Origin of the sequence: Bryocella elongata, assembly GCF_900108185.1 — a bacterium.
Taxonomy (GTDB): Bacteria; Acidobacteriota; Terriglobia; order Terriglobales; family Acidobacteriaceae; genus Granulicella; species Granulicella elongata.
In genome coordinates this window covers 189,510-216,089 of record NZ_FNVA01000003.1, presented here as the reverse complement: position 1 = coordinate 216,089, position 26,580 = coordinate 189,510, and the positions used below count along the sequence as shown (strand labels likewise).

At 63.1% G+C, this 26,580-nt stretch carries 14 protein-coding genes; 4 read left to right on the top strand and 10 right to left on the bottom strand.

Annotation, left to right across the window (positions count from 1 at the left end; all coding sequences use genetic code 11):
* Positions 1 to 29 precede the first annotated feature (29 nt).
* Genes C4S68_RS10065 through C4S68_RS10055 form a run of 3 tightly spaced genes read right to left on the bottom strand, consistent with a single transcriptional unit; the run spans position 30 to position 4,905 of the window.
* On the bottom strand, positions 30 to 1,307 hold the full coding sequence (locus C4S68_RS10065; protein WP_103932939.1) for an MFS transporter: 1,278 nt from the start codon (positions 1,305 to 1,307) through the stop codon (positions 30 to 32).
* The gene (locus C4S68_RS10060) at positions 1,304 to 2,926 is read right to left on the bottom strand and encodes a hydantoinase B/oxoprolinase family protein (protein WP_103932938.1); all 1,623 of its coding nucleotides are present in this window, start codon (positions 2,924 to 2,926) and stop codon (positions 1,304 to 1,306) included. The genes C4S68_RS10065 and C4S68_RS10060 overlap by 4 nt, the downstream gene beginning before the upstream one ends.
* On the bottom strand, positions 2,923 to 4,905 hold the full coding sequence (locus C4S68_RS10055) for a hydantoinase/oxoprolinase family protein (RefSeq protein ID WP_103932937.1): 1,983 nt from the start codon (positions 4,903 to 4,905) through the stop codon (positions 2,923 to 2,925). The genes C4S68_RS10060 and C4S68_RS10055 overlap by 4 nt, the downstream gene beginning before the upstream one ends.
* A 101-nt stretch (positions 4,906 to 5,006) precedes the next feature.
* Here C4S68_RS10055 and C4S68_RS10050 point away from each other — a divergent pair, with 101 nt between their 5' ends.
* A complete protein-coding gene (locus C4S68_RS10050) occupies positions 5,007 to 5,930 on the top strand; it encodes a D-hexose-6-phosphate mutarotase (RefSeq protein WP_235011494.1) in 924 nt (307 codons plus the stop codon).
* A 4-nt stretch (positions 5,931 to 5,934) separates the two neighbouring features.
* Here C4S68_RS10050 and C4S68_RS10045 read toward each other — a convergent pair whose 3' ends face one another.
* From C4S68_RS10045 to C4S68_RS10035, 3 genes are all read right to left on the bottom strand, one after another.
* Positions 5,935 to 6,273: a cupin domain-containing protein gene (locus tag C4S68_RS10045; RefSeq protein ID WP_235011493.1), complete on the bottom strand. Its 339-nt coding sequence runs from the start codon at positions 6,271 to 6,273 to the stop codon at positions 5,935 to 5,937.
* A 141-nt stretch (positions 6,274 to 6,414) separates the two neighbouring features.
* Positions 6,415 to 10,368 carry a LamG domain-containing protein gene (locus tag C4S68_RS10040; RefSeq protein ID WP_103932935.1) on the bottom strand — a complete coding sequence of 1,318 codons (3,954 nt, stop codon included), beginning with the start codon at positions 10,366 to 10,368 and terminating at the stop codon, positions 6,415 to 6,417.
* Between the two features lie 262 nt (positions 10,369 to 10,630).
* Positions 10,631 to 14,314, bottom strand: coding sequence for a choice-of-anchor D domain-containing protein (locus tag C4S68_RS10035; protein WP_103932934.1), 3,684 nt, complete (start codon positions 14,312 to 14,314; stop codon positions 10,631 to 10,633).
* Between the two features lie 115 nt (positions 14,315 to 14,429).
* Between C4S68_RS10035 and C4S68_RS10030 the strand changes: the two genes are divergently transcribed.
* A complete protein-coding gene (locus C4S68_RS10030; RefSeq protein ID WP_103932933.1) occupies positions 14,430 to 15,200 on the top strand; it encodes a porin family protein in 771 nt (256 codons plus the stop codon).
* Positions 15,201 to 15,224: 24 nt separating this feature from the next.
* Here the strand turns inward: C4S68_RS10030 and C4S68_RS10025 are convergent, their stop codons facing one another.
* The 4 genes from C4S68_RS10025 to C4S68_RS10010 all read right to left on the bottom strand — a co-directional run bounded on the left by C4S68_RS10025 (position 15,225) and on the right by C4S68_RS10010 (position 22,707).
* A complete protein-coding gene (locus C4S68_RS10025; protein WP_103932932.1) occupies positions 15,225 to 17,405 on the bottom strand; it encodes a VWA domain-containing protein in 2,181 nt (726 codons plus the stop codon).
* On the bottom strand, positions 17,405 to 20,473 hold the full coding sequence (locus tag C4S68_RS10020) for a TonB-dependent receptor (RefSeq protein WP_103932931.1): 3,069 nt from the start codon (positions 20,471 to 20,473) through the stop codon (positions 17,405 to 17,407). Before C4S68_RS10020 ends, C4S68_RS10025 begins: the two co-directional genes overlap by 1 nt.
* Before the next feature lie 65 nt (positions 20,474 to 20,538).
* Entirely contained in the window at positions 20,539 to 21,372 is an 834-nt protein-coding gene (locus C4S68_RS10015) for a TIGR03435 family protein (RefSeq protein WP_160115090.1), read from the bottom strand.
* A gap of 132 nt (positions 21,373 to 21,504) precedes the next feature.
* Positions 21,505 to 22,707: a TIGR03435 family protein gene (locus tag C4S68_RS10010; RefSeq protein ID WP_160115089.1), complete on the bottom strand. Its 1,203-nt coding sequence runs from the start codon at positions 22,705 to 22,707 to the stop codon at positions 21,505 to 21,507.
* 350 nt (positions 22,708 to 23,057) lie between these two features.
* Between C4S68_RS10010 and C4S68_RS10005 the strand changes: the two genes are divergently transcribed.
* On the top strand, positions 23,058 to 23,984 hold the full coding sequence (locus C4S68_RS10005) for an amidohydrolase family protein (RefSeq protein ID WP_103932928.1): 927 nt from the start codon (positions 23,058 to 23,060) through the stop codon (positions 23,982 to 23,984).
* A gap of 199 nt (positions 23,985 to 24,183) precedes the next feature.
* Complete coding sequence (locus tag C4S68_RS10000) at positions 24,184 to 26,580, top strand: glycoside hydrolase family 2 protein (protein ID WP_103932927.1); 2,397 nt, start codon at positions 24,184 to 24,186, stop codon at positions 26,578 to 26,580.

Here is a 26,580-nt window from a genome sequence, read left to right as displayed (position 1 = left end):
AGGGCACAGCCTCTGCTGTGCCCTTGACGTCATTGCGCTGCGCCCACCTTGCGCGAAAGCCCTCGTGTCTCGGGAATCCAGATCCACAGCACCGCCGCCAGCGCAAAGACCGATGCGACAACGGTGAACGCGAGCCCAAAGCCCTTGCGTTGTGCCAGGTCGCTCACCGTCAGTGGCGCCAGTGCGCTGGCCACGCGCCCGCTGTTGTAAAGGAACCCCTGCGCTGTCGCGCGGATCCGCGTCTCGTACAACTCCGCCGTCACCGCAGCAAAGCCTGAGAAATAACCTGTCCCGAAGAACGCCAGCACCGGACCAATACACAGCAGCAGCACAACGCTATGCACTCGGCTGTACACCAGCAGTGAAGCGCAGGCCATCATCAGGTAGACCACGTAGCAGCCCTTGCGCCCGAAGCGATCGCACAGATAGCCGAAGCTCACATACCCCACCCACATGCCGATCTGTGCCGTCAGCACCACCATCGCCATTGTGTGCGTCGAAAGCCCCATTCCCCCCGCATTGCGCGGCAGCGAGAGATATCCCGGCACCCACAGGTTGTAACCCCACCAAGCGAACAGGGTGCACGCGTTCATCAGCGCCAGCATGATGGTCACCGTGCGACGTCCGGGTGCAAACACCGCGCTTAGCCCACGGCGCGGTTGCGGCACAATCTCTTCCCGCGAATCACGCCAGGCCTGAGGCTCCTCAACGCCGAAACGCAGCCACACCGTGAGCAGCGCAGGAAGCACGCCCACAAAGAACACCGCACGCCAGCCGAAACGCGGCAGCACAATCGCAACCACCGCTGCCGCCAGGGCATAGCCGATGGCCCACGAGCTTTGCACCAGCCCCAAAGCCTTGCCGCGGTGCTCTGCAGGCCATGTCTCCGCAACCAGCGATGCACCCGAGGCCCACTCTCCACCCATGCCGAACCCCAGCAGCACACGGCAGATCGCCAGCTCCAGCAGTGTATGCGTCAGCCCGCAGGCAGCGGTGAAGACCGCATACACCAGGATGCTCCCCATCAAAGCCCGTGTGCGGCCAAAGCGGTCTGCGATGTAGCCGAACACCACGCCGCCAAACGCCGCGGAGAGCAAAGTCATCGACCCCAGCCAACCGGCCTGGTGCTTCGTCAGCCCAAAGTCATGGATCAGCTGCGCCAGCACCAGCGAGTACAGCATCACGTCAAACGAGTCGAGCATCCACCCCAGCGATGCAGCAAGCAACGCACGCTTGGAAGCGGGCGGCGCAGTCAGTAGCCAGTCAAACGGTCCTGCGTGTGCCGCTTCTACCGCGCCAGCGCTCATTGACTCTCCTGTGTGTTCTCCCCTGCTGACCCAAAACCACCACCGCCCGGCGTCTCGATCCGCAGCCGCTCACCAGCCTTCAGCGCCACGCGCACCTTCGCGGGCATCACCTCGCGCGATCCATCAACGCGCACCAGTGTGTTGCGCCCGCAGCCTCCAGGCTCCCCGCCTTGTGCACCATAGGGGCGCGTAGCACGTCGCTCCGTCAGCAACGTCGCTTCGGTATCGGTCAGCATCTCGTACTCGCGAACGAGGCCTTCTCCACCGGGAAACGCTCCCGCACCGCTCGAATCCTTGCGCAGCGAATACTCCGTGATGCGCACCGGCATGTAGTGCTCCAGCGCTTCAATGGGAGTATTGCGCGTGTTGCTCATGTGCGTATGCACGCCGCTCAAACCGGGCTTGCCGTTGCGCCCGCCCATGCCACCGCCCAGCGTCTCGTAATACGCAAACGCCGAGCCATCGCCCACACCGTGAACCGACCGCTTGCCGCCCAGCGTCACGTTGTTCATCGTGCCTTGACTCGCCGCGGGGATCACGTTGGGCAAAGCCTTCGCCAGCGCACCCAGCACCACGTCCGTAATCCGCTGCGAGGTCTCCACATTGCCCGCCGCCACCGCTGCCGGATGCAGCGCATTCACCACGCTGCCCTGCGGGGCAAGAACACGAATAGACCGCGAGATCCCCGCGTTGTAGAGCACATCATCGGCAATCAGGCAGCGGAAGCAATACACACTCGCCGAGAGCGTCATCGCAAAGTTCGCGTTCACACCGCCCCGCGTCTGCGAGTCCGTGCCCGCAAAGTCAACCTCCGCATCATCGCCTAAGATGCGCACGGTCGCGCGAATCAAGATGCGCTCGCGGCCAAAGCCATCATCCTCCAGCGCGTCTTCGAAGCTGTACTCTCCATCGGGAATCTCCTCGATGGTCCGTCGCAGAATGCGCTCGGAGTAGTCCTGCACCTCGCGCGCATAGCGCTCAACCCGCTCTCGGCCATACGTTGCACACATGGCAAGCAGCCGCTGTTCTGCTACGCGATTGGCCGCAATTTGCGCGCTCAGGTCGCCCTGCCGCTCCAGCGGCGTGCGCACATTCGCCAGCAGGATGGCGAGCACATCCTCGTTCATCGCGCCGCCACGCACGATCTTCACCGGAGGCAGAATCAATCCCTCCTGAAAGATCTCCTGCGCCAGCGGCATCGACCCCGGACTCATGCCGCCCACATCCGAGTGATGCGCACGATTCGCCGCATAGAACGCAGGCGTTTCATCATCACCAACAAACACGCCCGAGACCAGCGTGATGTCCGGCAGGTGCGTTCCACCTCGAAACGGATCGTTGAGCATCACAATATCGCCACGCTCAAGCTTCGTGTGCTCAATCGCCGCGGCCACCGAGAGCGGCATTGCCCCCAGGTGTACCGGCATGTGATCGCCCTGAGCAATCGCTTGCCCCTGCGCGTCATAGATCGCGCACGAGTAGTCCAGCCGCTCCTTGATGTTGGGTGAAAAGCCCGTGCGGCACAACGTGATGCCCATCTCCTCCGCAATCGACTGGAAGAGGTTCTTGAAGATCTCGAACTCGATGGGGTCTTCGATCCTGTAAGTCAACGCGCTCATCGAAGACCTGCTTTCAGCGTCGTCGCAATCAGGTTCTCCGCGCCATCGACGTGGAACGCAAAGCCCGGAGGAATCACAATCGTTGCCTCACCCCCCGCAACGATCGCAGGTCCATCACCCGTGCATCCTGGCTTGAGAGCCTCCTGCGCGTAGATCGGAGTCGTGTGCCACGCTCCTGCGAACCGGGTCCGTGTCAGGCTCAGAGGATCAGGCAGTGCAGCGGAAGAAACCTCGAACCCGGCGAACGAATGCTTACGCGTGATTCCCGCCGCGTTCACGCGAAGGTTCACCACCTCCGTCGGCCGCGTGCGATTCGCATAGCCATACAGCACGTGGTGCTGCTCGTGGAAGGCGCTGATGAAGTTCTCCGTCAGCGGCACGCTGATCTCGTACGCCTGCCCGCGATAGCGCACATCCAGCACACGCTCGATCTCCACTCCGTCCGCGGCAAAGCCCTCCTGCGCAAGATCCGCAAGCGCCTGCGCCACCATCGGCGCGAAGTGCTGTTCCAGCACATTCGCCTCCAACTCCTCCGCAGGCCGCAGCACCGTGCGTGAGTAGTCCTTGCGCACATCCGCCAGCATCATGCCCATCGCCGAAAGCACACCGGCATAACGCGGCACAATCACCGTCTCCATCTCCATCGAAGCCGCGATCTCGCAAGCATGCATGCCGCCCGCGCCGCCAAAGGCCACCAGCGCAAAGCCGCGCGGATCGCGGCCTCGCTCCACACTCACCGCGCGAATCGCCCGCTCCATGTTCGCGTTGGCAATCGCGAGAATGCCCTCCGCCAGCCGCTCCACGGTCAGCCCAAGTTGCGCTGCAAATGCCTCCGCACGCTCCTCCGTCCGCGCCACATCGAGCTTCATGCGCCCGCCCAGAAAGTGCTCCGCCGGCAGCCGGCCCAGCAGCAGGTTCGCATCACTCACCGTCAGCTCTTCGCCCTTTCCGTAACAGACAGGACCGGGATCAGCGCCAGCGCTGCGCGGCCCCACTCGCAGCGAGCCGCCACGATCGACATAGGCGATCGACCCGCCTCCCGCTCCCACCGTGTGGATGTCGATCATCGGCAGCCGTACCGGAAAGTCACCGACGACGCTCTCGCTCGTCATGCCCAGCTTGCCATCCACCAGGCTCACGTCGGTAGAGGTGCCACCCATGTCGAAGAGCACCACGCGCTCAAAGCCCGAGGCCCGCGCGACAGCCTGTGCTCCCACGGCTCCGCCCGCGGGCCCACTCAACACCGTGCGCACCGGCAACGCACGCGCCTGTCGCGCGCTCAGGATGCCGCCGTTCGACTGCATCACATGCAGCCGCGTGCCCTCCAGCCCCCGCTCCAGTGTGGTGAGGTACCGCGCCATGATCGGCGTGACATAGGCATTCAGCGCCGTCGTGCTCCAGCGCTCAAACTCGCGATACTCCGGCAACACCCGATGCGACGCGCACACGCGCAGCCCATGTCGCTCCAGCACCCCCACCACAACATCCTCGTGCGCTCCGTTGGCATAGCAATGCAGCAGGCACACCGCAACACTCTCCACGCATGCTTCCTTGAGATTCAGCGCGATCGCTTCCACCTCAGTCTCATCCAGCGGCGTGAGCACCTGGCCCGTGGCATCCATGCGCTCGGTCACGCCAAACACCAGCTCCGGCTCGACGATGTTCCGCGGAGCTTCCACCTGGAAGTCGTACAGCTTCGCCCGTGTCTGCCGCCCGATGCGCAGCACATCTTCAAAGCCCCGCGTCGTGATCATCGCGACTCGCGCGCCTTTGCGCTCCAGCACCGCATTCGTCGCAACGGTAGAACCGTGAATCACTTCATCCACGCCGCTCGCGCAAGCCAGCTCGCGAATCCCCTGCAGGATCGCGCGCGCTGGGTCGTCGGGCGTCGAGCGCACCTTGTGCACACGCAGCCCCCGCTCCTCCAGCAGCACGAGGTCCGTGAAGGTGCCACCTGTATCAACGCCAATGCGGATCATTTCTCCTCATTCCACAGCAAGAACGCTCGCCGCGCAAACCTGGTGCCTGCGATGGCGTCGCGCGGATACAGTAGGAGCGCAGGGAAATGGGAGAATCGGCCGTGATTCAAGTAGAACCCTCAGCCATCGACACGCTTCGTCAACGCTTCGCATCAGCGCGCTTCCTCACCTTCGACAGCCTCAACGGCCTCACGCGACTCAACGTCTCTACGCCCGCCTGCACCGCGACGATCTTTCTGCAGGGAGCGCATCTTGTCGCGTTCAAGCCCACCGGCGAGCAGGACGTCATCTTCATGAGCCGCAAGTCCGACTACGAGCTCGGCAAAGCCTTTCGCGGCGGCGTGCCCGTGGTCTTCCCATGGTTCGCCACCGACAGCAAGAAGGACCGCGTCGACGGCCACCCCGGCCCCTCGCACGGCTTCGCGCGTGTGCAGGACTGGACCTTGGAGTCAGCCGCCATGCGCGGTGACGCAGCAGAGCTCGTCCTCAAGCTCGGCCCCACTGCCATGAGCCGCCACATGGGCTTCGACAGCTTCGCGCTCACCATGCGCTTCCGCTTCGCGCACACACTCACCGCCGAGTTGACCGTCGAGAACCCCGGCACCAGCCCGCTCGAATTCGAGGAGGCGATGCACACCTACTTCCACGTCACCGACATCCACGAGACCAGCATCCAAGGCCTCGAGGACACGGGCTACATCGACAAGGTGGACAACTTCACGCACAAGCCGGCAGCGCACGCACCCATCACGTTCACAGGCAAGGTCGATCGCGTGTACCTCGACACGGCAGGCCCGTATGTCATCCGCGACGGAGCGGGCAGCCGCGAGATCCACATGAGCAAGCAGGACTCGCGGTCCACCATCACATGGAACAACGGTGGCCCGCTACCCGATCTCGGCGAGTGGGACTGGCACGACTACGTCGCGCTCGAGACCGGCAACGTCGACGTCAATCGCATCACGCTCGCCCCCGGCGAGAAGCACACGATGTCCTTCACCGCCGAGGTCAAGCGCGTGAAATAGCGTCTTACACCTTCGGAGCGTAGTCCTCACGATACGGCGTAAAGATATCCAGCACTTCGGAGTCCTCCGGCGCCGACGCCTGATGCTCCACGCCCCCGGCGACCAGGAAGCAGTCCCCGGCCTTCGCGTCGAATTTGCCGTCGGGCGACTCGAAGACGATATGCCCGCTCACCACGTAGACCATCTGCTCGTGCGGATGGCTGTGCTTCGCGCCCACCCAGCCCTTCTCCATGCGATGCCGCACCAGCATCATGTCCGGGCTGAAGCTCATCACCTGCCGCCGCAGGCCGGGCTCAGGGTGCGTCATGTTCGGGTCGTCGGAGTGAATCACATCAATCGCCACAGTCTTGTCTCCTCGTTCTCAGGGGTCCGTTCCCAGTTGTCAGAGTACAGCGTCCGGCGAGCCGGGCTGTATCCGCCAACAGCCATGCACCGCCGACCATTTTTCTTTTACTCACTACTCACTACTCACTACTCACTGCCTCTAAGGAATCTTCGTCACACTCAACTGTGTCGGATCCAACGCCGTATAAACCACGCTGTTGTTTCGCATCGTCGTCTCCGGCGTCGAGGCTTTCGTCTCGATACTCACGGTCGCACCGATCACATCAGCGTGCGGCGGCAGCTTCAGCGTGACGGTCGCCGTCTTCGGCACCAGGTCCGTCGGAGCCTTCAGCGCAGGAGTCGCCGCGCGAGCCAGCACCTTGCCTGCCTGATCGCGCACCACCACCTCACCTGCCGGAGCATCCACGCCACCCAGACTGTGTAACGTTACCGTCATCACGCTGCCGGTCACCACCACATCGCTGCGATCCAGCCCAAGATCGAAGCGCGACCAGTAGGGCACGCCCGGAGTCTTCAGCTTCATCTCAATCACGGTAGTCGTGTGCGGCGCGAAGGTGAGCGCGACATCGCTGCTCCGATCGAAGCTGACCATCTTCGTATCGGCCCCCGTCAGCGCAGCGCCTTCGCTTGCCTGTGTCCCAACCGTCATCTCCCACTGCCCCGGCTGGACCTCGCCGCCGATCATCCTGGCCGCGAGTGGCGCATCGCTCAGATTGTAGGCGATCACCTTCACGTGATCCGGCGCCCCGATCGGCACCAGGATGCCGACCTTCTCCTCATCGCCCGCATGAGCAAAGCTCCAGCTCACCGCATTGCCCGGGAAGTCATAGTTGCGCATCAGCTCCACACCGCCCAGCCGGCCACGCTGCAGCTCGCCGTTGTTGAAGTACACGCGGTCGATCCACAGGCTGCCCTCGCGATTGATGAACTGCCGGTCGAACGCCGTCTCCAGCTGCGCGAGGTACACCCGCTCCAGGTACTTCGTATCGCCCGTCACCTGCCACGCCAGCTGATTCGTGGTCTCGCTTTGGTTCACCGAGTCGCTGCGCTTCTCGCCGGGCGTACTTCCCAGCAGCGCCTTGCCCCACGTATCGCGCACCTTCAACTCGTCGAGCACGTCCGCATTCACCGTGCGCAACGTCGCCGCAGGATCATCCTTGAATGGCACCAGATACTTCTCGTCGCCGGTCAGCTTGTACGCTCCCCAAAGCACGAACCACGGTGGCATACCGCTCGAAGGCGTGTCCTCGTTGGTGTGGAAGTTCACGTTGAAGTGCATGCGCACCTTGCCGTCGGCATCCGCATGACGATGCGCCAGGAAGCCATCGGCAACCTCGGTGATCATCTTCCGCGTCTCCGGCGTGCCGTTGTAGTTCGCCAGCAGCAACGCGGGATGCATCACAAAGTAGCTGCGGTCCTTGCCCCATCCCCACACGCCGCCGGTCGCCATCTTCGTGCCGCTGTAGTAGCTCGATTGAATCTGCCGCTGCCCCGCGCTGTTGTAGCCGGTCAGCCACTCCAGACGCTTCGCCGTGGCCATCGCCCGCTCGATCTGCTTCGGACTGCCGTAGTCGATCTGCATCGACTGCCCCAGCGTGTTGATGCCGTCCTCATAGCTGTGCAGCTCGTCATACTGCGCCCGCGCAAGGCCGTTCTCCCACATGCCGTTGGCGAACGTCGCATTGAGCAGACGCTCCAAGGACACACGCAGCTTCTCCGGGTCGACGCCCATTGCCGCCAGCCCCGGCCACCAGTTCATGAAGTCCGTGTCATCGCTCAGGCCGCCGCCCATCTCTCCATCGGAGATCTGCCGGTTGTCGATGTACCACTCAATCAGCGACTTCTCTTCGTGCAAGTCCTGCACCTGCAGCCACGCCCACGCAGGCACGCCCGCAGGAACAGGAGGCGGCGCATACGCCGGCCGAATCTGCTCGTGGTTGTTCTCGTTCCAGTACTTGCGTGCGAGATCGTTGGTCGGGTCCACGCGCAGCAGGTCGCTGATGTCCGCGTCATAGCGATTGAAGAGGTTCAGCTTGCGCGAGTTCACGCTCTCTTCCGTCATGTTCGCGTAGTTGTCCCGCACCATCGTCAGCCGGTCGGCGATGTGTTCCGGCAGCGCGTCCTCGTACTTCTTGAAGACCAGCCGCAGATGCGCGCCCTCAATCGAAGCTGCACTGAACTCCGGACTCGACGAAGCGATCGACACCCACAGGCTCTTGCCATTCGGCAGGATGCGGTCGCGCGTGTCCAGCCATAACGTGTAAGCCGTGTCGGGCTTCACGCTGAAGCTGAAGTCCAGCATGTCGCGCATCGGCCACACGGGGTCCTTGATCTGCACGTTCATCGCGATCAGGCCCCCATGCGTTGGCTTCAGATGCAGGGCAGGAAGGTCGATGGCGATGCCGTCGAGACCGGCATGCACGTTCTCCCAGCTATACGTCGCGCCGTGGCCTTCATCGAACTGCAGCGCGCGCAGGTCGGCAGGAATCAGCACCTGCACCACGGGCAGCGCTGCCTTGCTGCTAGCAGCAGCCTTTGTTCCACTGCTGCGCATAGCACTGCGAGCATCACCCGCCAGCGCCGCCGGCAGCGCCTGCGCATAGTTGCGCTCCTCCGCCGGGTAACGCCCGTTGATGTACGTCTCCAGCTCGCTAAGCGAAGGATTGGTCAGGTCCCCATGCGTCGTGATGTTGTAACGCAGCGTCAGCGCCGCCTCCGCAGGCTCCTTGCCCGGGTGCACGTAGTACGCAGCGAACTCCCCGATGGGCCATTCCTGCTTGGCATTCGTAAACCGCACGCGCTCGCCCGTGACCGCCTCCGCAACATCGTTCGTAGTGTGCTCCGTGCCTTCGGGCCGGTCGAAGAGGTGCTTCGCCAGCTGCGGCGTCGGGTCATGCTGGTCAGGATCGGCAATGGCCTTCGGATCGCCATTCCCCGGCGTCAGCAGGTCCAGCTTGCCCCACGCTCCGCCCTCGATCTCCAGGTGATTCCACGGCTCGTTGGGCAGGTAGAACTGCACACTCTTGCCGCTCATCGCGTACGTGTCCCAGTCGGGAAGCTGGAAGTAGTCGTAGCGATTCGGCAGCGTCGACCGGTTGTACACGCCCGGCCACGTCGTCTCGCGGATGCCATCCGCACCCTTCCACTGCCAGCGCTTCAGGTCGTAGACGTCATTGATCTGCACCTTGCGCACGGTGGTCTCGGTGGCGGGGAGCAACTTCGGCTCTGCCCCCTCGCGATCCCAACCGTACCGATGCAACCAGTCATGTTCCAACTCTGCCGCAGTGGGTGCGGGCATCGCCGGAATGCTCGTGGGAGCCTCATCCTTCGCCAGCTCCGCGATGTTCTCATCCGACAGCGCCCGATCGTAGATCCGCAACTCGTCCAGATCGCCGCCGCGGTCGTAGTTGTAACTGGACTCCACACCCTGCGGCGAGATGATGCGCGAGTGCGGCCCGAACTGGTCGAGTGCCGTGTCGAACAGCCCCGTCGGCTTCGCGCTCCCGGCCAGCTTGCCGTTCACATAGAACTTGATCCCCGTCGTCTCGTCCCAAGCCAACGCCAGGTGAATCCACTCATCCGGCCCGGGGAACGGCTTCAGCGGAATGCTCACGCGCGTGCGACCCAGATTTACATCCGTCACAAACGCATCGAAGCCATGCCCGTTGTAGTCGATGCGCAGCCACACCATGTCCCAGCTGGAGTGGTCGCCAAAACCCACGCGGAAGACCGGAAACTCCGTCTCGTCCACTGGCATCCGCGAACGCCACGCAAAGCTCAGCGTGCCCCGTTGGGCGTAGATGTTGCCTGGCGCCCAGTAGCTCAGCAGCTGGTCGTTGCCGCATTGCAGGTAGTTGCCCTTCGCCCCGCCAGGCAGCACCTTCACGTCCTTCACAAAATTCGGATCGGCCTTGCCGTTCGCCGCCACATCGGCCCGAAAGCCATGCTCCGCTGAGAGATAGAACAACAGCCCCGGCTGGGTTGCATCCTGCTTCGCGGACTGAAACTGCTGCGCGCCCGCAGGCAGCACAAGGGAGACGAGTGCGGCGGCCGCAGCCAGCGAGGCTGTAGCGAAGCGAAGAGACCCGGGCATAGAAATCCTTTACAGGGCTGTACGACCGGGAGCGATGTCTGTTTGACAGCGGCAGGCACACCTCGCCCGGAGGCGCGCGAATTATCTACGTCCCGCAGAACGATTGGCAAACCCGGGTTCCGCGCCTCGGCCCCAACCTCCTGAAGCCACACCCGCAAAAAAATAGGCCGGCGCCACGGCGAACTTCTTCGCGGTGGTACCGGCCAACCTTCACTCGTGTCGCTGAAGTGTTCGCGTTTCTTCGGACGCGTTAGCTCCAACCTTACTTGGCGGTCACCGTCAGCGCGTACGTGGCGCTATGCGTCACCGTCCCATCGGTAACGCTCAGGGTGTAGGTGTAGGTTCCCGCCGCAGTCGGCGAGGAGTTGGCGGCGGGCGCTGTGCCGCATCCCGCCGTGCCCATCGCCGCAGCTGCCAGCAGCAACACCACCGGAAGCAGGCGCCCCAGCCTGTATCGACGTCGCGTGAACAGCAGCACCAGCCCTGCAGCCCCGCTCAGCAGCGCGGTCCAGCCTCGCGCACCCACGCCCCCGTAGCCAATCACCGTGTACTGCGACGTCGTCGTGATCGTCACCGGCACCGTCGTCGCAGCCGACAGCGTCAACGTGGTGCTCGAGGGCGTGCACGTGGATCCACTCGCAAGCGACGCACAACTGATCGTCACTGGCGCGCTGAAGCCACCCTCCGGCGTGAGCGTCAGGTTGATCGTCTCGTAGAAGCCCGCAACGATGCTGCCCGAGGTCGGAGCCGCAGCCACCGCAAAGTCCACGCCATTGCCCGTCAGCGCAATGGTGATCACCGGGTACTTCGTGTCGTTCGTGTTTACGGTCAGCGTGCCGGTTCGAGTACCCAATGCCGTCGGCGTAAACGTAAAGTTGATCACGCAACTGCTCAGCCCCGCGATCGCCGAGCCGCACGTCGTCGTATACGCATAGTCACTGCCGCTCAGCACCAGCGAGGTCAGCGAAATCGCCGCATTCGTGTAGTTGGTGATGGTCACCGTCTGTGCTGCGCTGGTCGAGCCCAGGTCGACATTCCCAAAGTTCAGGCTCGTCGCGCTCGCCTCCACATCGGCCACGCCCACACCCGTCAGCGAGGAGGTCAGCGTGGTGTTCGCCGAGCTGGTGGAGACCACCGTCAGCGTCCCTGCACGCGTCCCCAGCGCCGTTGGGGTAAAGACCACGCTGATCGTGCAGCTGGAGTTCGCGGCGATTGAACCGGAGCATGTGGTCGCGCTGACGCTGTAGTCGCCACTCGCAGCCACGGACTTGATCGTCAGCGCAATCGAACTCGTGTTCGTCCACGTAAAGACCTGCGCCGCGGAAGTCGATGCCACAATCACATTGCCATAGCTCGCAGACGCTGGCGTCAGCGTCGCCGTCGTCGGCAGTCCCGTACCGCTGAGGCTCGCGGTCAGTGTCGGATCGGCCGTGGAGGAGTTCGTCACCGTCAGCGTACCCGTCAACGCACCGCTTGCCGTCGGCGTAAACTCCACGCTGATCGTGCAGCTCGCTCCGGCTGCAAGCGTTGTGCCGCAGGTCGTCGCGGTCTGCGTAAAGTTCGTGCTCGAAAGCGCAATGCTGTTTACCGCGATGCTGATCGTACTGGTGTTCGTCAGCGTAAACACCTGCGCTGTGGACGTGCCTCCGCCGGCATAGACGCTGCCAAAGGTCGCACTCGCCGGCGTCAACGTCGCTGTGGTGTTTACGCCAATTCCGCTCAGTGCCACCGTGAGCGTCGGGTCAGAGGTCGAATCGTTCGTGATGGTCAGCGTCGCCGTGCGCGAACCCGTCGCCGTCGGCGTAAAGGTCACGGTGATCGTGCAGCTCTGGCCCTCGGTCACCGCCGTGCAGCTTGACGTTTGCGTGAAGTCCCCCGCATTCGTGCCTGAGATCGCGATGCCCGTCACATTCACCGTAGAGGTGAACGTGGTGGTGTTGGTGAAGGTCACCGTCTGTGACGCACTGCCGCCAATCGACACGTCGCCGAAGTTGATCGAGGTCGGAGATACCGAAGCCGTCGTAGGCGCGGGCGGAATCAGGAACGAGACCACCATGCCGTCATGCGGCGTAAGGCCTGCAGGTGTGGTCGAATCGTTCGCGTCGATCGCCGCGAAGTCCGCCGTGAAGTGGGGTTGCGTCACCGCCGAGACATACGACGCCAGCGAAGCGGAGGCCGTCGAGTTATCCGGCACCGTCGCCGAGGCCAGGATGTGCTCATACACCACGGCATCGCCGCGCTCGATGTAGTTGTAGCGAGAAGTCGAGCTCACCGACGTGATGAAGTCTGTAAGCGCGGCCGTCGTGCTCGTCGGCTCATAAAGAGTCACCGCGCTGCTCGCGGCCGGCGAGCCATCGATGATGCCAGTCACATCGACATAGCCATCCGAATACTCGAACGCGTTCAGGTTTCCCGCGAGGATCACGTTGTCCCCCGCCGTCTGCAGGCTCTGCACCAGCGCCGACATGTCCGTCGCCTGCGCTGCACGATGCGCCCGGATGTTCGGCCCCAGAGTCGTGTCGCCGATGTTGTCCCGCGGTGTCAGGTGTGCATTCACCACCGTCACCGGATAGTTCTTGCCCGTACGCACGAACTCAGCCTGCAGCACCAGCGGTGGCCGCTCCCACAGCGTCGCGCTGCCGCCGCTCGTGGTCGTATAGGTGCTCGAAGCTTCATCCTGCGTCACCGAGTCCACAACCACCGTCGAGGAATTCACCAGGAACCCAAGGTTCAGCGAGTTCGGATCGTTGCCCTGCACCAGGTACGGCACGTAAGCCGCGCTCCCCAGCGTGTTCACTGCGGTCGCAAGATCGGTGAGCGTGGCGAGATCCTGCACCTCCTGCACCGAGAGAATGTCCGGCTTGCCCAGCGAGTTCACGATCGCCAGCGCCGCCTTGTTCAATCGCCGCGCATACGCTGACGCGCTGATCGCGACCGATCCCGTCGTTGCTCCGGTCGTCGAGTAGAAGCGGTCGAGATCCAGCGTCCCAACGTGGAAGTGCGTGGAGTCGGCAGCGGCCGAGGTCGTCGTCGCCACGCTGCCACTCACCGTGCACACCGAGGTCGGGAAGATCAGCAGCCGCGCATAGCCCAGCGTGTAGTCGATCAGGCCAATGCCCGAGGTCGCACCAACCGTAATCCCCGATCCCGTGGTGCATGTAATACTCTGCCCCACCGTGATGTTCACCGGCGTACCACCAAACGTGGTCGTGTCGATCAGCACCCGCTGCGGATTGCCTCCCCATGTCGCCACGGTCGAAGGCGCAGTCGATGGCACATACTCATCGCCTGCAATGCCTGCCGAACGGAATAGATGATTGTTGGTTGCCGTGTTCGATGAGAGAGTTCCCCAGAATTGTCCCGTCGAGGTCACAGTCTCCGTCGACTCCGTGAGAGAACCGCCGGCGGGAGCGACCGCATAGAACGTAGCGCTCGTGGTCATGCCCGTATACTTCAGCGCATCGCCAAACGTAGTAAGCACGCTGCTCACGGAGATCGACTGCGTCATCGTGTTCCCAGTCGAGTTGACGGTGCATGAAGTCGGATTTACGCCAGTTCCCGGAGTGTTCGCTGCGGTCACATCCGCTGCCACGATCGATGTCGACTCAACGACATCGCCCACGACCGTGACACTCGCACCGACAACAGCGCACGCTGCATTGACCGTCTTGAGGTTGAAGACCGGCATGCCTTCCGCAGTTGAAACGCAGTTGTCCCATGAGCTCGATGGCTCCGACAGATAGACCGTGCCCGTGTAGTCGCCCGTCGTCTCGACGCCAACAACAACACCCGTCACAGAGACAGCAGAGCCATAGTGCGAGTAAAGGTACGTCGAGTCCGGCAGGAAGTAAGTCGTACTCGCACTGCACGTATCTGTAGTGCCCGAGGCCTTCATGATGTCGTGGATGGACACCACGGTCTGCGCCTGTGCGTGTGGAGCAAACAAACAGGCTCCAAGGACGAGTGCCAGCAACGACAGCAGCCGTTGACGAAGAGAGATTGCGAGGCTCGGAGAATTCACTGGAGGACCTTCAGCGCCTTGGGCGGTCATACGTCGGCGCATGCAGTCGTTGCCCCGCGAGAATGGCGAGGTCGATGCGATGCATGCTGCCGGCTGTACTGTGAAGACGCGGCGTTGTCGGGCTGCGATTACGGCAAAGCGCAAATTTCAAAACGTCGATGTAATCGAGCTGCGCAACCTCTCCGTCGAAACTGACGTGAAACCGTTGCGAGAGTGTCTGCGCTTGGCCGCGTTTGCGCTGTCTGTTGTCCCCATCGCGGCCCGCGGCCAGGCCTCTCCCACTGCTGCTGCTCCCGGCACGCTGCAGTTAGGGGGCAGTGCGGTGCTCGTGCACTCCAACTATCTGCCGTGGGATACGGACGGTAATCCAGCACCGCTCTCGGACCTCACGCGCACGGTGCGTTCGTTGGGCTTTGGCGTTTATGGTAACTATGACTTCAATGGTCATCTCGGCATAGCGCTCGACTTCGCTCGAGTCGCCGCCAGCAATGACACCAGCACGCAGACCAGCTTCGAAGGCGGCCTGCGTTACAAGCTCTTCGAGCGTGGTCGTTTCACCCCATACGCGCGTGGCTCTTTCGGTCGCGGCGTCTATGGCTACTCGAACAACGTTGCCAGCGTCGGCTACAACCTCTACGGCTTGGCAGGTGGCGTGGACTATCGATTCACGCACTACCTCAACCTGCGCGCAGAGTACGAATATCAGGGCTGGATGAACGTCCCGCTCCGCAATCCCGAGCCGCAGATGTTCAAGCTGGGCGTAGCGTATCGCTTCGGCAGCGACATCCAGACGACGCATACGCACAAGTAGCGCGCGTCGTCCGGATGGGATTGCCTAAGGGATAATCTCCAGGGGCCCGCGCCAGAAGGCGACGCGATGCTGCGTGCCGTCGAGCACCGTCACCTGCGCCTCGTAGTTGCCTTGCTCCAGCGTGCCCAGCCCAAGGTGGAAGCTGATGGGCGTCACACCAAGCCTGCTGTTCGGCAACGGAGTCACTGAGACAGGCGTTGCAGTGAAGGCAAGCTTGCCTTCGCGATACAGGCTCACATAGGCCACAAGTGGAGACGCCGCGGGTGGTGGCCCTGCTGTGGCCGATCCGGTTGCTGCGGCAGCAGGCATCGTCGATCCCGCATACGCCTGAAGGAAGACATACAGCTCGCGATCCGCATGGAAGACGCGTGTCACGCTCGGGATCAGCTTGCGGCCATCCTGCACCAGCGGGTTTGCACTATCGTCCTTGGCTGCCTGCTTGCCATGCGCCGCGTTGTAAAGCGCATCGCGCGAATCGATGCGCTGGCTCGCAAGCACCACGCTGCTGATGGGAACGCGTGTCGTCTCCTTGTTCAGGTTGGGGATATAGAACGAGGTCTGGAAGGTACCGATGCGACCCGTCTCGTTGTCCCGCGCGAGGAACTTGATCGTGTAGTGCCCAGGCAGCAGAGTCACACCCGCGTCGTACTCGATGGGCTGGTGCGCAAGCTGCGCCGCGGTCGCATCGCTGAGCTTGATGTTGACGCTGTCGCGAATGTTGCTGACCGTGGAGCCGCCAACATCATCCTTGATCTCGCAGACAAAATCGATCAGGGTATGCTCCGCTCCAACCTTCTTCGCCAGCGCGAGCTCGCGCCCTGGAATCTTCACCACGAGGGGCACGTAGTATTCCGCGCGATTCAACTGGAAGTAGTTCACCTCCAGCGACACGGTCAGCTCCGTCATCGGATCGCCCATCATCAGCGCATCCTCGAGCTGCCGCTCCTTGTCCGCCTCGTTGAAGTGCGTGAAGTCCCTCTTCGCGTAGTAACCCTGCCGGTAATCGAGCTTCGCTTCGGCATCGCTGTTCAGCGTCAGCTTGATCTTGCGGAAGCGCCCATTCGGCGCATTGTTCGTCGTGTAGTAGCCCAGGATGTAGTAATCCGTCACGGCGTTCTGCGCCTGCGTGATGCCGCGCGTCAGGTCGTTGTTATCCAGCAACGCCTTGCCACCTGTATCCGCAGCCAGTGAGTAGAGCGTGTCCTGCGATTGCGCGAAGTTATCGCTCACCGCCTGTGCTGCTCCGCCGGTGTACATGCTCGATCCACCTGCAGATCCCTGCGTGGCATCGCCCAGCGGAGCGTTGGCGACAAGGCCGCGCGCGTCGACCGGCCAGAACGTCACGCCGGCGCGAATCGCCGCATCGACCGTCGCATGCAGCTGCGCCTGGTTGTCGATCCCATGCAGCCGCAGCCCACTCGCAAAATAGATCAGCGACTTCTTCTCATTCATGCCCGCAAGCATCTGCGCCGCGGTCTGCAGCGCAGAGAGCTGGCGATCGTTGTTGAAGACGTTGAACTCGCTGTCGTCCTGTCCGAAGGCCGCGCCGGTATCGGCGCTGCTCGCATCGTCGAGCGAGTCCTGCAACCCCTGGCCTTCGCCCACCAGCATCGTCTGCAGGATGCTCAGCAACCGCGTGCGGTCCGCGGAGAAATCCTGCAGCACATCCACGGAGCCGCCCTGGTAGCGCATGATCGAGATCATGTCCGCGGAGGTCATCTGCTTCCGGAGGAAGGTCTCGGCTGCCGTGATGGCGCGCTGCTGATCCTCGGGCCGCATCGTTGTCATGTCGAAGTAGAGGACGATCAGCCGTCGCCCCTGGTACTTGCTCTTACCGGTGTCGCGATCGCTCTCTTCACTCGCGATCGAGGTCCGCGTCAGCCGCTTGTACAGCGTAATGTGCTCATCCGCATCCTGCAGAGGAGGCAACGCATCGCTCTCCGTCGGCAGCGTCTCATGCTCGACGAAGCGGATCTTCTGCGGCACACCATCCTCGGTCAGCGTGAAGTCCTTCACGCTCAGGTTCGGGATGAACTTGCCCTGCTTGTCCTTCGCCACCACGGTCTCGACCACCAGCTGCGAGGTCACGCTGATCTTGTAGGTCCCGTTGTCGGAAGGCGTCGCGTTGCTGCCGATCTGCTGTGCGGCAGAAGACGCGGCTGCGAGAAACGCAAATGTCAGAAGGGAAGAAGACGAGTGTCTCATCAGAATCTCCACCGCCCACTGATCTGGAAGCTACGCATCGCATTCACCGAGGCCGGAAGTCCGAAGGTCGAGCTGTTGGTGATCGTGTTCCACGAGGTGAAGGTCGCGTGATTCAGCACGTTGTTCGCTTCGAAGCGCACATCCATGCTCGTGTTGGAAGGCATCCTCAGCGTGCGCTGCAGCGCTGCGTTCATCGTGAAGGTTCCGGGGCCGAGGATTGAGTTCCGTCCCGCTGTGCCCCATTGTCCGCTGGTTGGGGTGGTGTAAGCCGCGCTGTTGAGGAAGTATCCGCTCGATGCGTCATAGATGGGCGCACTCGTGCGATTGGGCCGGATCGTGCCTGTCACACCCGTGTTGGGCACTGCCGCGAGATACACCGGCGTCTCCGGCAGACCAGTGCCTCCGGTGTATTGCGTGAGGATCGTCCACTCCTTCAGCACGCGCCCACGCCATCCGCTCATCAGCGTGCCACCGCCTGCGCCCATGCCAGTCGTGTACTGCAGGATCACGTTCAGCTGATGGCGTTGATCGAAGCTTGAGAGGCTGCGCTCCGCGCGAAGGTGCAGCCAATCCTGCGCGAGGATCGCTGGACTGCTCGAGGTGGAGCTGGTTGAGGAAGCTGTGGCGGACGCAGCCACGGTATGCCCTGCGCCACCCACCTGCGCATCGTCATCGACGGCCTTCGCATACGTGTATTGCAGCGTCGCGGTAAAGCCGCCGCGCAAGCGGCGTCGCAGCTGGAGCTGCCCGGCGTTGCGCTCGAGGTTGCCACCGGACGTCCGATAGGTGAAGCCCACCGGACACTGCGGGCAGGGGTTCGTCGCCCCGATCGGATAGGTGTTGGGCAGAAACTCCTGCGTGCCATGCGTGCCCTTCGTACCGAGATACGTGGCCGTCATCACCAGCGCGAACGGCATATCGCGCTGCGCGGACACCTGCCACGACTGCACGTAGCCCACTCGCAGGTTGGGATCAACCGCATACGTATCCGCCGTCGTTCCTGTGCAGTTCAAGAAGCCGTTCGCAAGCGTCAGCGGGCAGGTGGAGCTGCGCTGCACGCTCAGGCTCGTCGAGAGCGGCGCCTGCTGCGACATGCTCTGGGCCGCGGCAAGGTACACCGAGGTGTCGTCGTAGATGCCATAGCCCGCCCGCACCACCAGCGTCGAAGCAGGGATGGGCCGCCAAGCCAGCGCGACGCGCGGCTCGAAGCCATGCTTGTCCGGCTGCACCAGCGAGCTCGGATAGGTTGTGCCCGTCACCGAGCCCTTCGGCGCATTCGCCAGCACGGGTGCTGAAGAAGAGAAGTCCTTCGCGAGATCGAGGTTCACGAGCCGCCCCTTCAGCTCGGTGATGGGCGAACCGTACTCCCACCGGAAGCCCACATTCAGCGTGAGCTCCGGCCGCACGCGCCAGTCATCGTTCACATAAAGGTCCGATACCGACTGGCGTAGATACTTGTCCGCGTTGCCGTAGGCCAGCGCACTGGTGTCAGGCGTGCCAACGAGGAAGTCCGCGAGGTCCGAGCCGCTCGTCGTCGATGTAGCCCCGGTCGCGGACGTCGCTGCGCCCGTGAAGGTGAAGGTGCCACGCGGGTTCGATTGCTGCAGCTCGTTGTACTCCTGCCGGCGGAAGTCTCCTCCAGCCTGCAGCGAGTGCCGTCCACGCGTGGTCGTGAGCTTGAACGATCCCTGGTCCGTGCGATTGCGATTGAACTGACTGTTCGCATCGCTCAGGCCTGTGATGCTCGAGAAGCCCAGCGCCGGTGGCCCCCACTCGCGCGGGTCCTGGTCATTTCCGGTGACGCCGGCGTTGCCCGAGATGTTCGTCTGACCCGCGAACTCCGGTGTCAATAATGTGCGCTGCCGTGTCAGGTGATAGCCCAGCGTAGCGAACACCTGCCGGGCAAAGCGATGCTGCCAGTTCACATTGGTGTCGATGCCCAGCGACTTCACCGAATCCACGAAGCCGAAGAGATTCTCCGTGCTGGTGCGCGAGTTCTGAAAGCCGAAGCCTCCGTAAAAAGAATCGCGATGCCCCACGCTCTTGTCGAGGCGGGACTGCAGCGAATCCTGGTGCGTCTCGCTCGCCAGCGAAGCTTCGTAGTTATACCGTGTGCTGCCGGAGACATTCGGTAGTGGATACAAAGCAAGCAGCGCCGCCGCCTGAGGACTGACCGGAAGCGCACCGGCATACGGCACACCCGTCGCCGGGTTATAGATGGGTACCGGCTGGCCCTGCGCGTTGGTGATCGAGCTCAGGTCGCCGTCACGCTCAGCCTGCGTGGGCACAAGCCCGGTGCCGGTGTTGGCCGTGCCATTTCGAGTCCACTGGTAGGCCACAAAGAAGTTCGGCCCATGATAGAAGATCGGCGGAATGCGAATGGGCCCGCCGAAGGTCGCGACCATGGTGATGCGGTTATAGCCATCCTTCGGAAGCTGCAGGCCGGTCAGCGAGTACGGCTTCGCATTGAAGATCGCATTCTGCGCAAAGGCTCCGAAGCTGCCGTTGTACAGCGCCTTCGTGCCGGGCCTGCGATTGCCGATCGCTGGCGACATCGAATACTGCGACGTCGCCGCGTTGCTTTCACTGCCGTTGATCAGCAGCCCATCGTTGGCTCGATCGGAGTCTTCGCTGGGTGCTGGAGGCTGTGGCGCCTGCGGACCTTCCGGCTTCGCCGTCTTGGCATCGGCGGCCTTCGGCCTCGCTTCGTCCTTCGTCTCAGCAGCACGCGGCTGCAGAGGCTTTGGCGCGGGCGCAGCTTCGGGCTGAGCCATCGCAAGCAGCTCAGGCATCGCGAGCATGTCCAGCGTGAAGTCGCCCTGCGGCGCATTCGCGGCTACAGTCACCGTGTTATCCATCGGAGCGAAGCCGCGCAATGAGATGGAGATCTTCCACGTCCCGTCCGGCACATCGGCGAACTGATAGATGCCGAGCGAGTCCGTGATCGTGGAGAACTGTTTGTCGCCCTGGGTCAGCGTGACGGTCGCGCCCGGCACCGGCACGCTGCCATAACGCACGTGGCCATGAAACTCCGAGGCCAATGCTGCGGCCGGCAGCACGACTGCCATCGTGCAGGCCAGCCATCGGGACCCACCAGGCCCGCGGCGAAATCTCATCGCGTCACCGCCATCAATTAGTTCTCCTCCGGCAGATCGATGTGATCCACCACGAGCACCTGGACAGGGCCCTTTGCTGACTCCAGCTTGAGACCGAGCTGCTCCGTGATCGCAGAGTAGATCGTCGGCAGCGAATCATCATGAAGACCGCTCTGCGCGCCTTCATCCTCGCGCTGCCACTTCAGGTGGAAGCTGTACTTCCCCTTCAGGCCGGTCTTGTCAGCAACAGGCATGTGGGTCTGGTTGGAGAGGAAGTTGATCAGCGGTGCCATCTCCACCCCCGTACCTGTCAGCTCGTTGTTGCTGCCGGTCATGCTGCCGCCACGCTTCGGATCGAACTTTTCCAGCTCAGGCTTGTCCGCGCCGCCCTCGACGGGTGGCGGCGCCTTGAACTCCTCGAGCTTCATCCCATCCTTCGCGATGACAAGGTCCAGCCGTGGCAGGATGCGGGTTTCAACATGAGTCTTCACCCCGAAGCGCTCGACCAGCAGCTTCTGCATCATCGCCATGCGTTCCGCTTTGTTCAGCCCCTTGCGCTGCTCCGGTGTCATGTCGACCACCTTCGCCGTGATGTCGTAGTGGTTGACCTCGGCCCAGTGAGGAAGCCCGAGGATCTGGTCCTGTCGAATGTCGAAGCCCTGCTCCAGCAACATCTTCACCACCACGTTGTCGGCGCGCAGCATATCGTCGTGGACGCTGATCCGGATCGAACCGCTTCCCGTGTTATTCGTCTTCACCGTGGAGACGTCGAAGTCCGGCGAAGCTACGGCCGCAGCGGGACCTCCCGCAGCCGTCTGTGCTGTCGCAGTCGCGGACCCCGCCGCGCCAAGGGCAAGCAGCAGAAACGTCATCCTCATCGTCTCAGGGTGCAGCCGGAATCTCATGGAACCTCGAAGTTGTGCGGCCAGCTTCCGATGGTTACAACGCGCGGCGGGGGCCGTCAGGATGCAAAACCTGCGTCACCCCATCCGCTGCTGCCAGTCTTAGTTGGCGGAAGGCTTCTCAACGTGGTCGATCACCAGCACCTTCACCGGAGCCTTGCCGGACTCCAGCTTCAGCCCGATCTGCTCGGTGATGGCCGTGTACAGCGGCGGCGGAGCGTCGGCCGCGTCGCTGGGCGGAGGCACCTTCATCCCCATGCCGCCGAACTGCGACTCGTCCGGCGTCCACTTCAGCAGGAAGTTGTACTTCGCGGTCAGTCCGGTCTGATCGACCACCGGCTTGTCCAGCACCGCGGACTGCATCAGCTGGCAGAAGTCCGGCATGGTGGCGTTGGACACCGTCAGCACGCCCAGTCCGCGGAAGAACAGCCCCGGCAGCGGGCCTGCATCCTTGGGAGCGAGCTCCATCTTCGGGCCGGTCTTGGCCACACTCAACACGTAGGCAGACATCTCCTTCGTGTCCTCGTGGAACTTCAGCCCATAGCGCTCGCCCAGCATCACCTGCATCATGTGGCGCGTCTGCTCAGGGTTGGGCATGCCCTCGATGTCGGCCTTGCCGTTGAAGTCCCACTTCTCGGTCGTCGCCCAGTCGGGCAGGCCCACGACCTGCTTATCCTGCAGGCCATAGGAAAACTTGATGATCGCCAGCAGCGTCGTGTTGATGGTCATGAAGTTGCCGTTGCGGAAGGTAAAGCCCATGCCCTTCTGGTCCGGATTGCTGGGCTTGATCGTAGCGACCTCGAAGACCGGCTTCGCGTCAGCGGGCATCGGCGGAAGTCGCTTCGGCGGTTCGGGAATCGCCCACGCCGTCTCGGGTGTCGCGCGCTCCAGCACCATCGGCGTCGAAGGACCATCACCCTGCTTGAAGGTGCCGCTGATCGACTTGCCATCGGCAGACAGCTTGCCCTCATACTTCAGCTCCAGCATCGCGACCGCAACGGTGAGGGTATTGTCCTGGAATGTGGTGGTGCTTGCCGCCATCGAACCGCCGCCCTGGTCGATGGAGTAGAGCGTCGCCTTGGGAGATCCATTCGCATCGGCAATCTTCAACACCAGCCGCAGATCCTTCTGCGGCGCGTGCAGGGTGCCCTGCCAGGTGTCCTCGATCGTCTTGGCCGCCGGGGACTGCGCCGTGGCGAAGCCGGTAAAGGCTGTGGCGACGAACAGAAGCATCACGCTGGCCACGCGGCGAAGCATGGCAGAACGCGGACGCGCGGTCTGGGGTGTGCAGCAGGGCACGATCATGACAGATCCAATCTCTCGAAGTCGTTGGTGAGGCGGGTTGCCGTTTAGACGATACGTATGCGGAAGGAAAGCGGTTCCATTAACAATATTCGTCAGTAACTGGCCCTCCCCGCAGAAAGAACGGGAAAGTCCATAAGGTGGCGGGGAAGCTGCTTCCATCAGGGTAGTTCACTTCGAATAGAAGCGTAAGCTGCCGCAGGAGCCTACGCCGGCAGCACCTATCTTCGCGCCTTCTTTCCATTGAGGGCAGGTCAGCCGGGAAGTCCCCGGCCGCTTCGGCCCGCCTATGTGCTTGTAACTCCAATGGCCCACGCAGTACCGTGGCTTGCAGCTCGCAATGGGAGGGCAGCATGAGTCTCAGTCGAAGGTCCTTCCTGGCAGGTGCGGCCAGCCTTATCGCCGCAGGAGCCTCGAACGCGGCAACCCCACGGCGTTCCCCAGCCATCGACTCGCACGTCCACGTCTGGGCCAGCCGTCCCGAAGGCCCCACTTCTGTCCAACGCTTCCCCTTCGCCGAAGGAGCCAGGGTCCCACCCGGGCTCGATGCCTCCGTCGAGACGCTGCTCCGCCGCATGCAGGCCAACGGCGTTGCCCGCACGGTCCTCATTCAGGTCATCCACTACAAGTGGGACAACCGCTACCTCGTCGATTGCCTGCACCGCTTCCCCGGGAAGTTCGCCGGGGTCTGCCGTGTCAATCCCGAGGATCCCAACGCGCCCGACGCCCTAAGCTCCTGGACCCGGCAGGGCTGCCGCGGCGTGCGCCTCAGTCCCGCAGCGGACGCCACCGGCGACTGGATCCGCGGACCGCTGATGGCCCCACTATGGCAACGCTGCGAGCAGCTTCGTGTGCCCATGACGCTGCTGCTTCCCGCCTCGCGACTTCCCGACATTGTCCCGCTCCTCGAGCGCCACCCGGACCTTACCGTGGTCATCGACCACATGGCCGATTGCCCGGTCGGCGACGAGGCCGCGCTGGCAAAGCTGCTGGCCCTCGCGCGCTATCCCCGCGTCTTCATCAAGGTCACGCACATGTGGTCGCTCTCGCAGCAGGTGTATCCGTATCGCGATACCGACGGCATGGTCGCCCGTGTCCGTGATGCCTTCGGCTCACGGCGCATCATGGGCGGCACCGACTGGCCCATCAAGCCGGAGCTCGTGAGCTATGAGCAGCGCCTCGCACTCTACCGCGAGCACCTTCCCTTCCTCAACGCAGAGGAACGCAAAGACGTCCTCTATCGCACCGTCCAACACGTCTGGCCTCTCGACGTTGCGTAGAAGGTTGCCGAAATTTTCAGTCTTGCTTAAGGGCACGGCTTCAGCCGTGCCGTAAGTGCGTCACTTGAAAGATGGCTTTAGCCGCTGAGGTACGCTTTCGCTCAGACAGGCTGCTAGCTCCCGGAGGGTGAAGACGCTAGACCATCGCCACCCGATCCCGCTATCCTCGCTGCGGACAACAACCCACGCAGGAGACAGCATGGAACGCAGGCAGTTCTTGAAGGCGACAGGTGCGGCCGCGGCCGTCAGCATCACCGAAGGGCTCAGTTTCGCGCTGCCGCCCGCACCGGAGCACGTTCGCTCCCTGCCCATGAATCGCGGCTGGCGCTACAAGGCTGAAGACGTCGCGGGCGCCGAGCGCGTCGCGTTCAACGATGCTGGCTTCACCGAGATCGTGATCCCGCACACCAACGTCTCCCTGCCCTGGCACAACTTCGACGACAAGAGCTACGAGTTCGTCTCGACCTACCGCCGCAGCTTCCGCCCTCCCACCTGGGCGAAGGGCAAACGCATCTTCGTCGACTTTGAAGGCGCGATGACCGCCTCCACTGTCTTCCTCAACGGCGAAAAGCTCGGCGAGTATCGCGGCGGCTTCACGCCCTTCTCCTTCGAACTCACGAAGCTCGTTCGCCACGACGGCCCCAACGTCCTCACCGTCAAGCTCGACAGCACCGAGCGCAAGGACATCCCGCCCTTCGGCTACGAGATCGACTACCTCACCTTCGGTGGTATCTACCGCGAGGTGGCGCTCCGCATCGTGCCGCAGCTCTTCCTGGACAACGTCCATGCCCGCACCCTCAACGTCCTCACCCAGCCGGCGCTCGAGGTCGACTGCTTCCTCAGTGCTCCCGCAAAGCCCGCGGACGGCAAGCTCGCTCTGCTCGTAGAGCTGCTGGACGGCGACCGCGTCATCGCCTCGCGCCCGCACGATGTGGAACCTTCACGCTCCTCCGAAAGCTTCACGCCGTGGATGGCAAGCATCGGACAAGGCTCGCAGACGATCAACGATCCCGCGAAGTACACCGTGCGCCTCGACGATCTCAAGGACATCGCCCTTTGGGACATCCACTTTCCGAAGCTCTACGAGGTTCGAGTCACCTTCGTCCATGAGGGCACACCCGCAGATCAGCAGACCCGCCGTGTCGGATTCCGGGAGGCCGCCTTCACGCCGCAAGGCTTCCAGATCAATGGCAAGGTCGTGAAGCTGCGCGGCCTCGATCGCCATCAGACCTTCCCCTTCGCGGGACAAGCCATGCCCGCACGCGTGCAGCGCAAGGACGCCGACATCCTGCGCCACGAGCTGCACTGCAACATCGTCCGCACCTCGCACTACCCGCAGTCGCGCCACTTCCTCGACCGCTGCGATGAGGTCGGCCTCCTCGTGCTCGAGGAGATCCCCGGGTGGCAGCACATCGGCGACGAAGCCTGGCAGGATGTTGCCGTCGATAACGTCCGCCGCATGATCACCCGGGACTGGAATCATCCCTCCATCGTGCTGTGGGGTGTTCGCATCAACGAGTCCCGCGACAACGATGCCTTCTACACCCGCACCAACGCCCTCGCGCATTCGCTCGACACCACGCGGCAGACCGGAGGCATTCGCAACTTCGCCGCCTCCCACCTCATCGAGGACGTCTTCACCATCAACGACTTCGGCTTCCCTCTGCGCGAGCCGAACCACCCGCTCTATCTCAACACCGAGTTCGTGGGCCACACCTTCCCCACCAAGACCACCGACGACGATGAGCGCCAGCGCGAGCACACCCTCCGCCACGCACGCATCCACAACCAGCTCGCCTCCGATGCGCGCTACGCCGGCGGCATCGGCTGGTGCGCCTTCGACTACAACACCCACGCCAACTTCGGCTCCGGCGACCGCATCTGCTACCACGGCGTGACGGACATCTTCCGCCTGCCCAAAGCCGCCGCAGGCTTCTACAAGAGCCAGTGCGATCCCACCGAAGAAGTCGTGCTGGAACCAGCCTTCCAATGGGCCAATGGCGATGAGTCCGTAGGCTTCACCACCGCACTCGTCTGCTCCAACTGCGAGAAGCTTCGCTTCTCCATCCGCCCCATGTTCGGGCCTGAGGATGGCTGGCATCAGATCGCCGAGATTGAACCGGACCACGAGAGCTTCCCGCACCTGAAGTACGCTCCCTTCCAGATCGACAAGCGCGGCATGCGGCTCGACCAGTTCGGCTTCCCCTGGGGTGACCTGCGCATCGAGGGCCTCATCGCCGGCAAGGTCGTCATCACGAAGACCCTCTCCGGCGCGGGCGTTGATCGCGACTTCCATCTCACTGCGGACGACACCACCCTCAACGCCGATGGCGCCGACTCCACACGTCTCGTGCTGCGCGCCACGGATGAGTTCGGCACCGTGCGCCGCTACGCGAACGATCCCATCCTGATCAGCATCGAGGGGCCGGCCACACTCATCGGCGATACCCCGTTCGCGCTTATCGGAGGCCAGGGAGCCGTGTGGATTCGCGCGACGCAACAGCCGGGCACAATCACCGTGCGAGCGAAGCACCCACGCCTCGGGACGAAGACCCTCACCCTGCGAGTGGAGGCATCCCCACGCGAGCTCGTATAG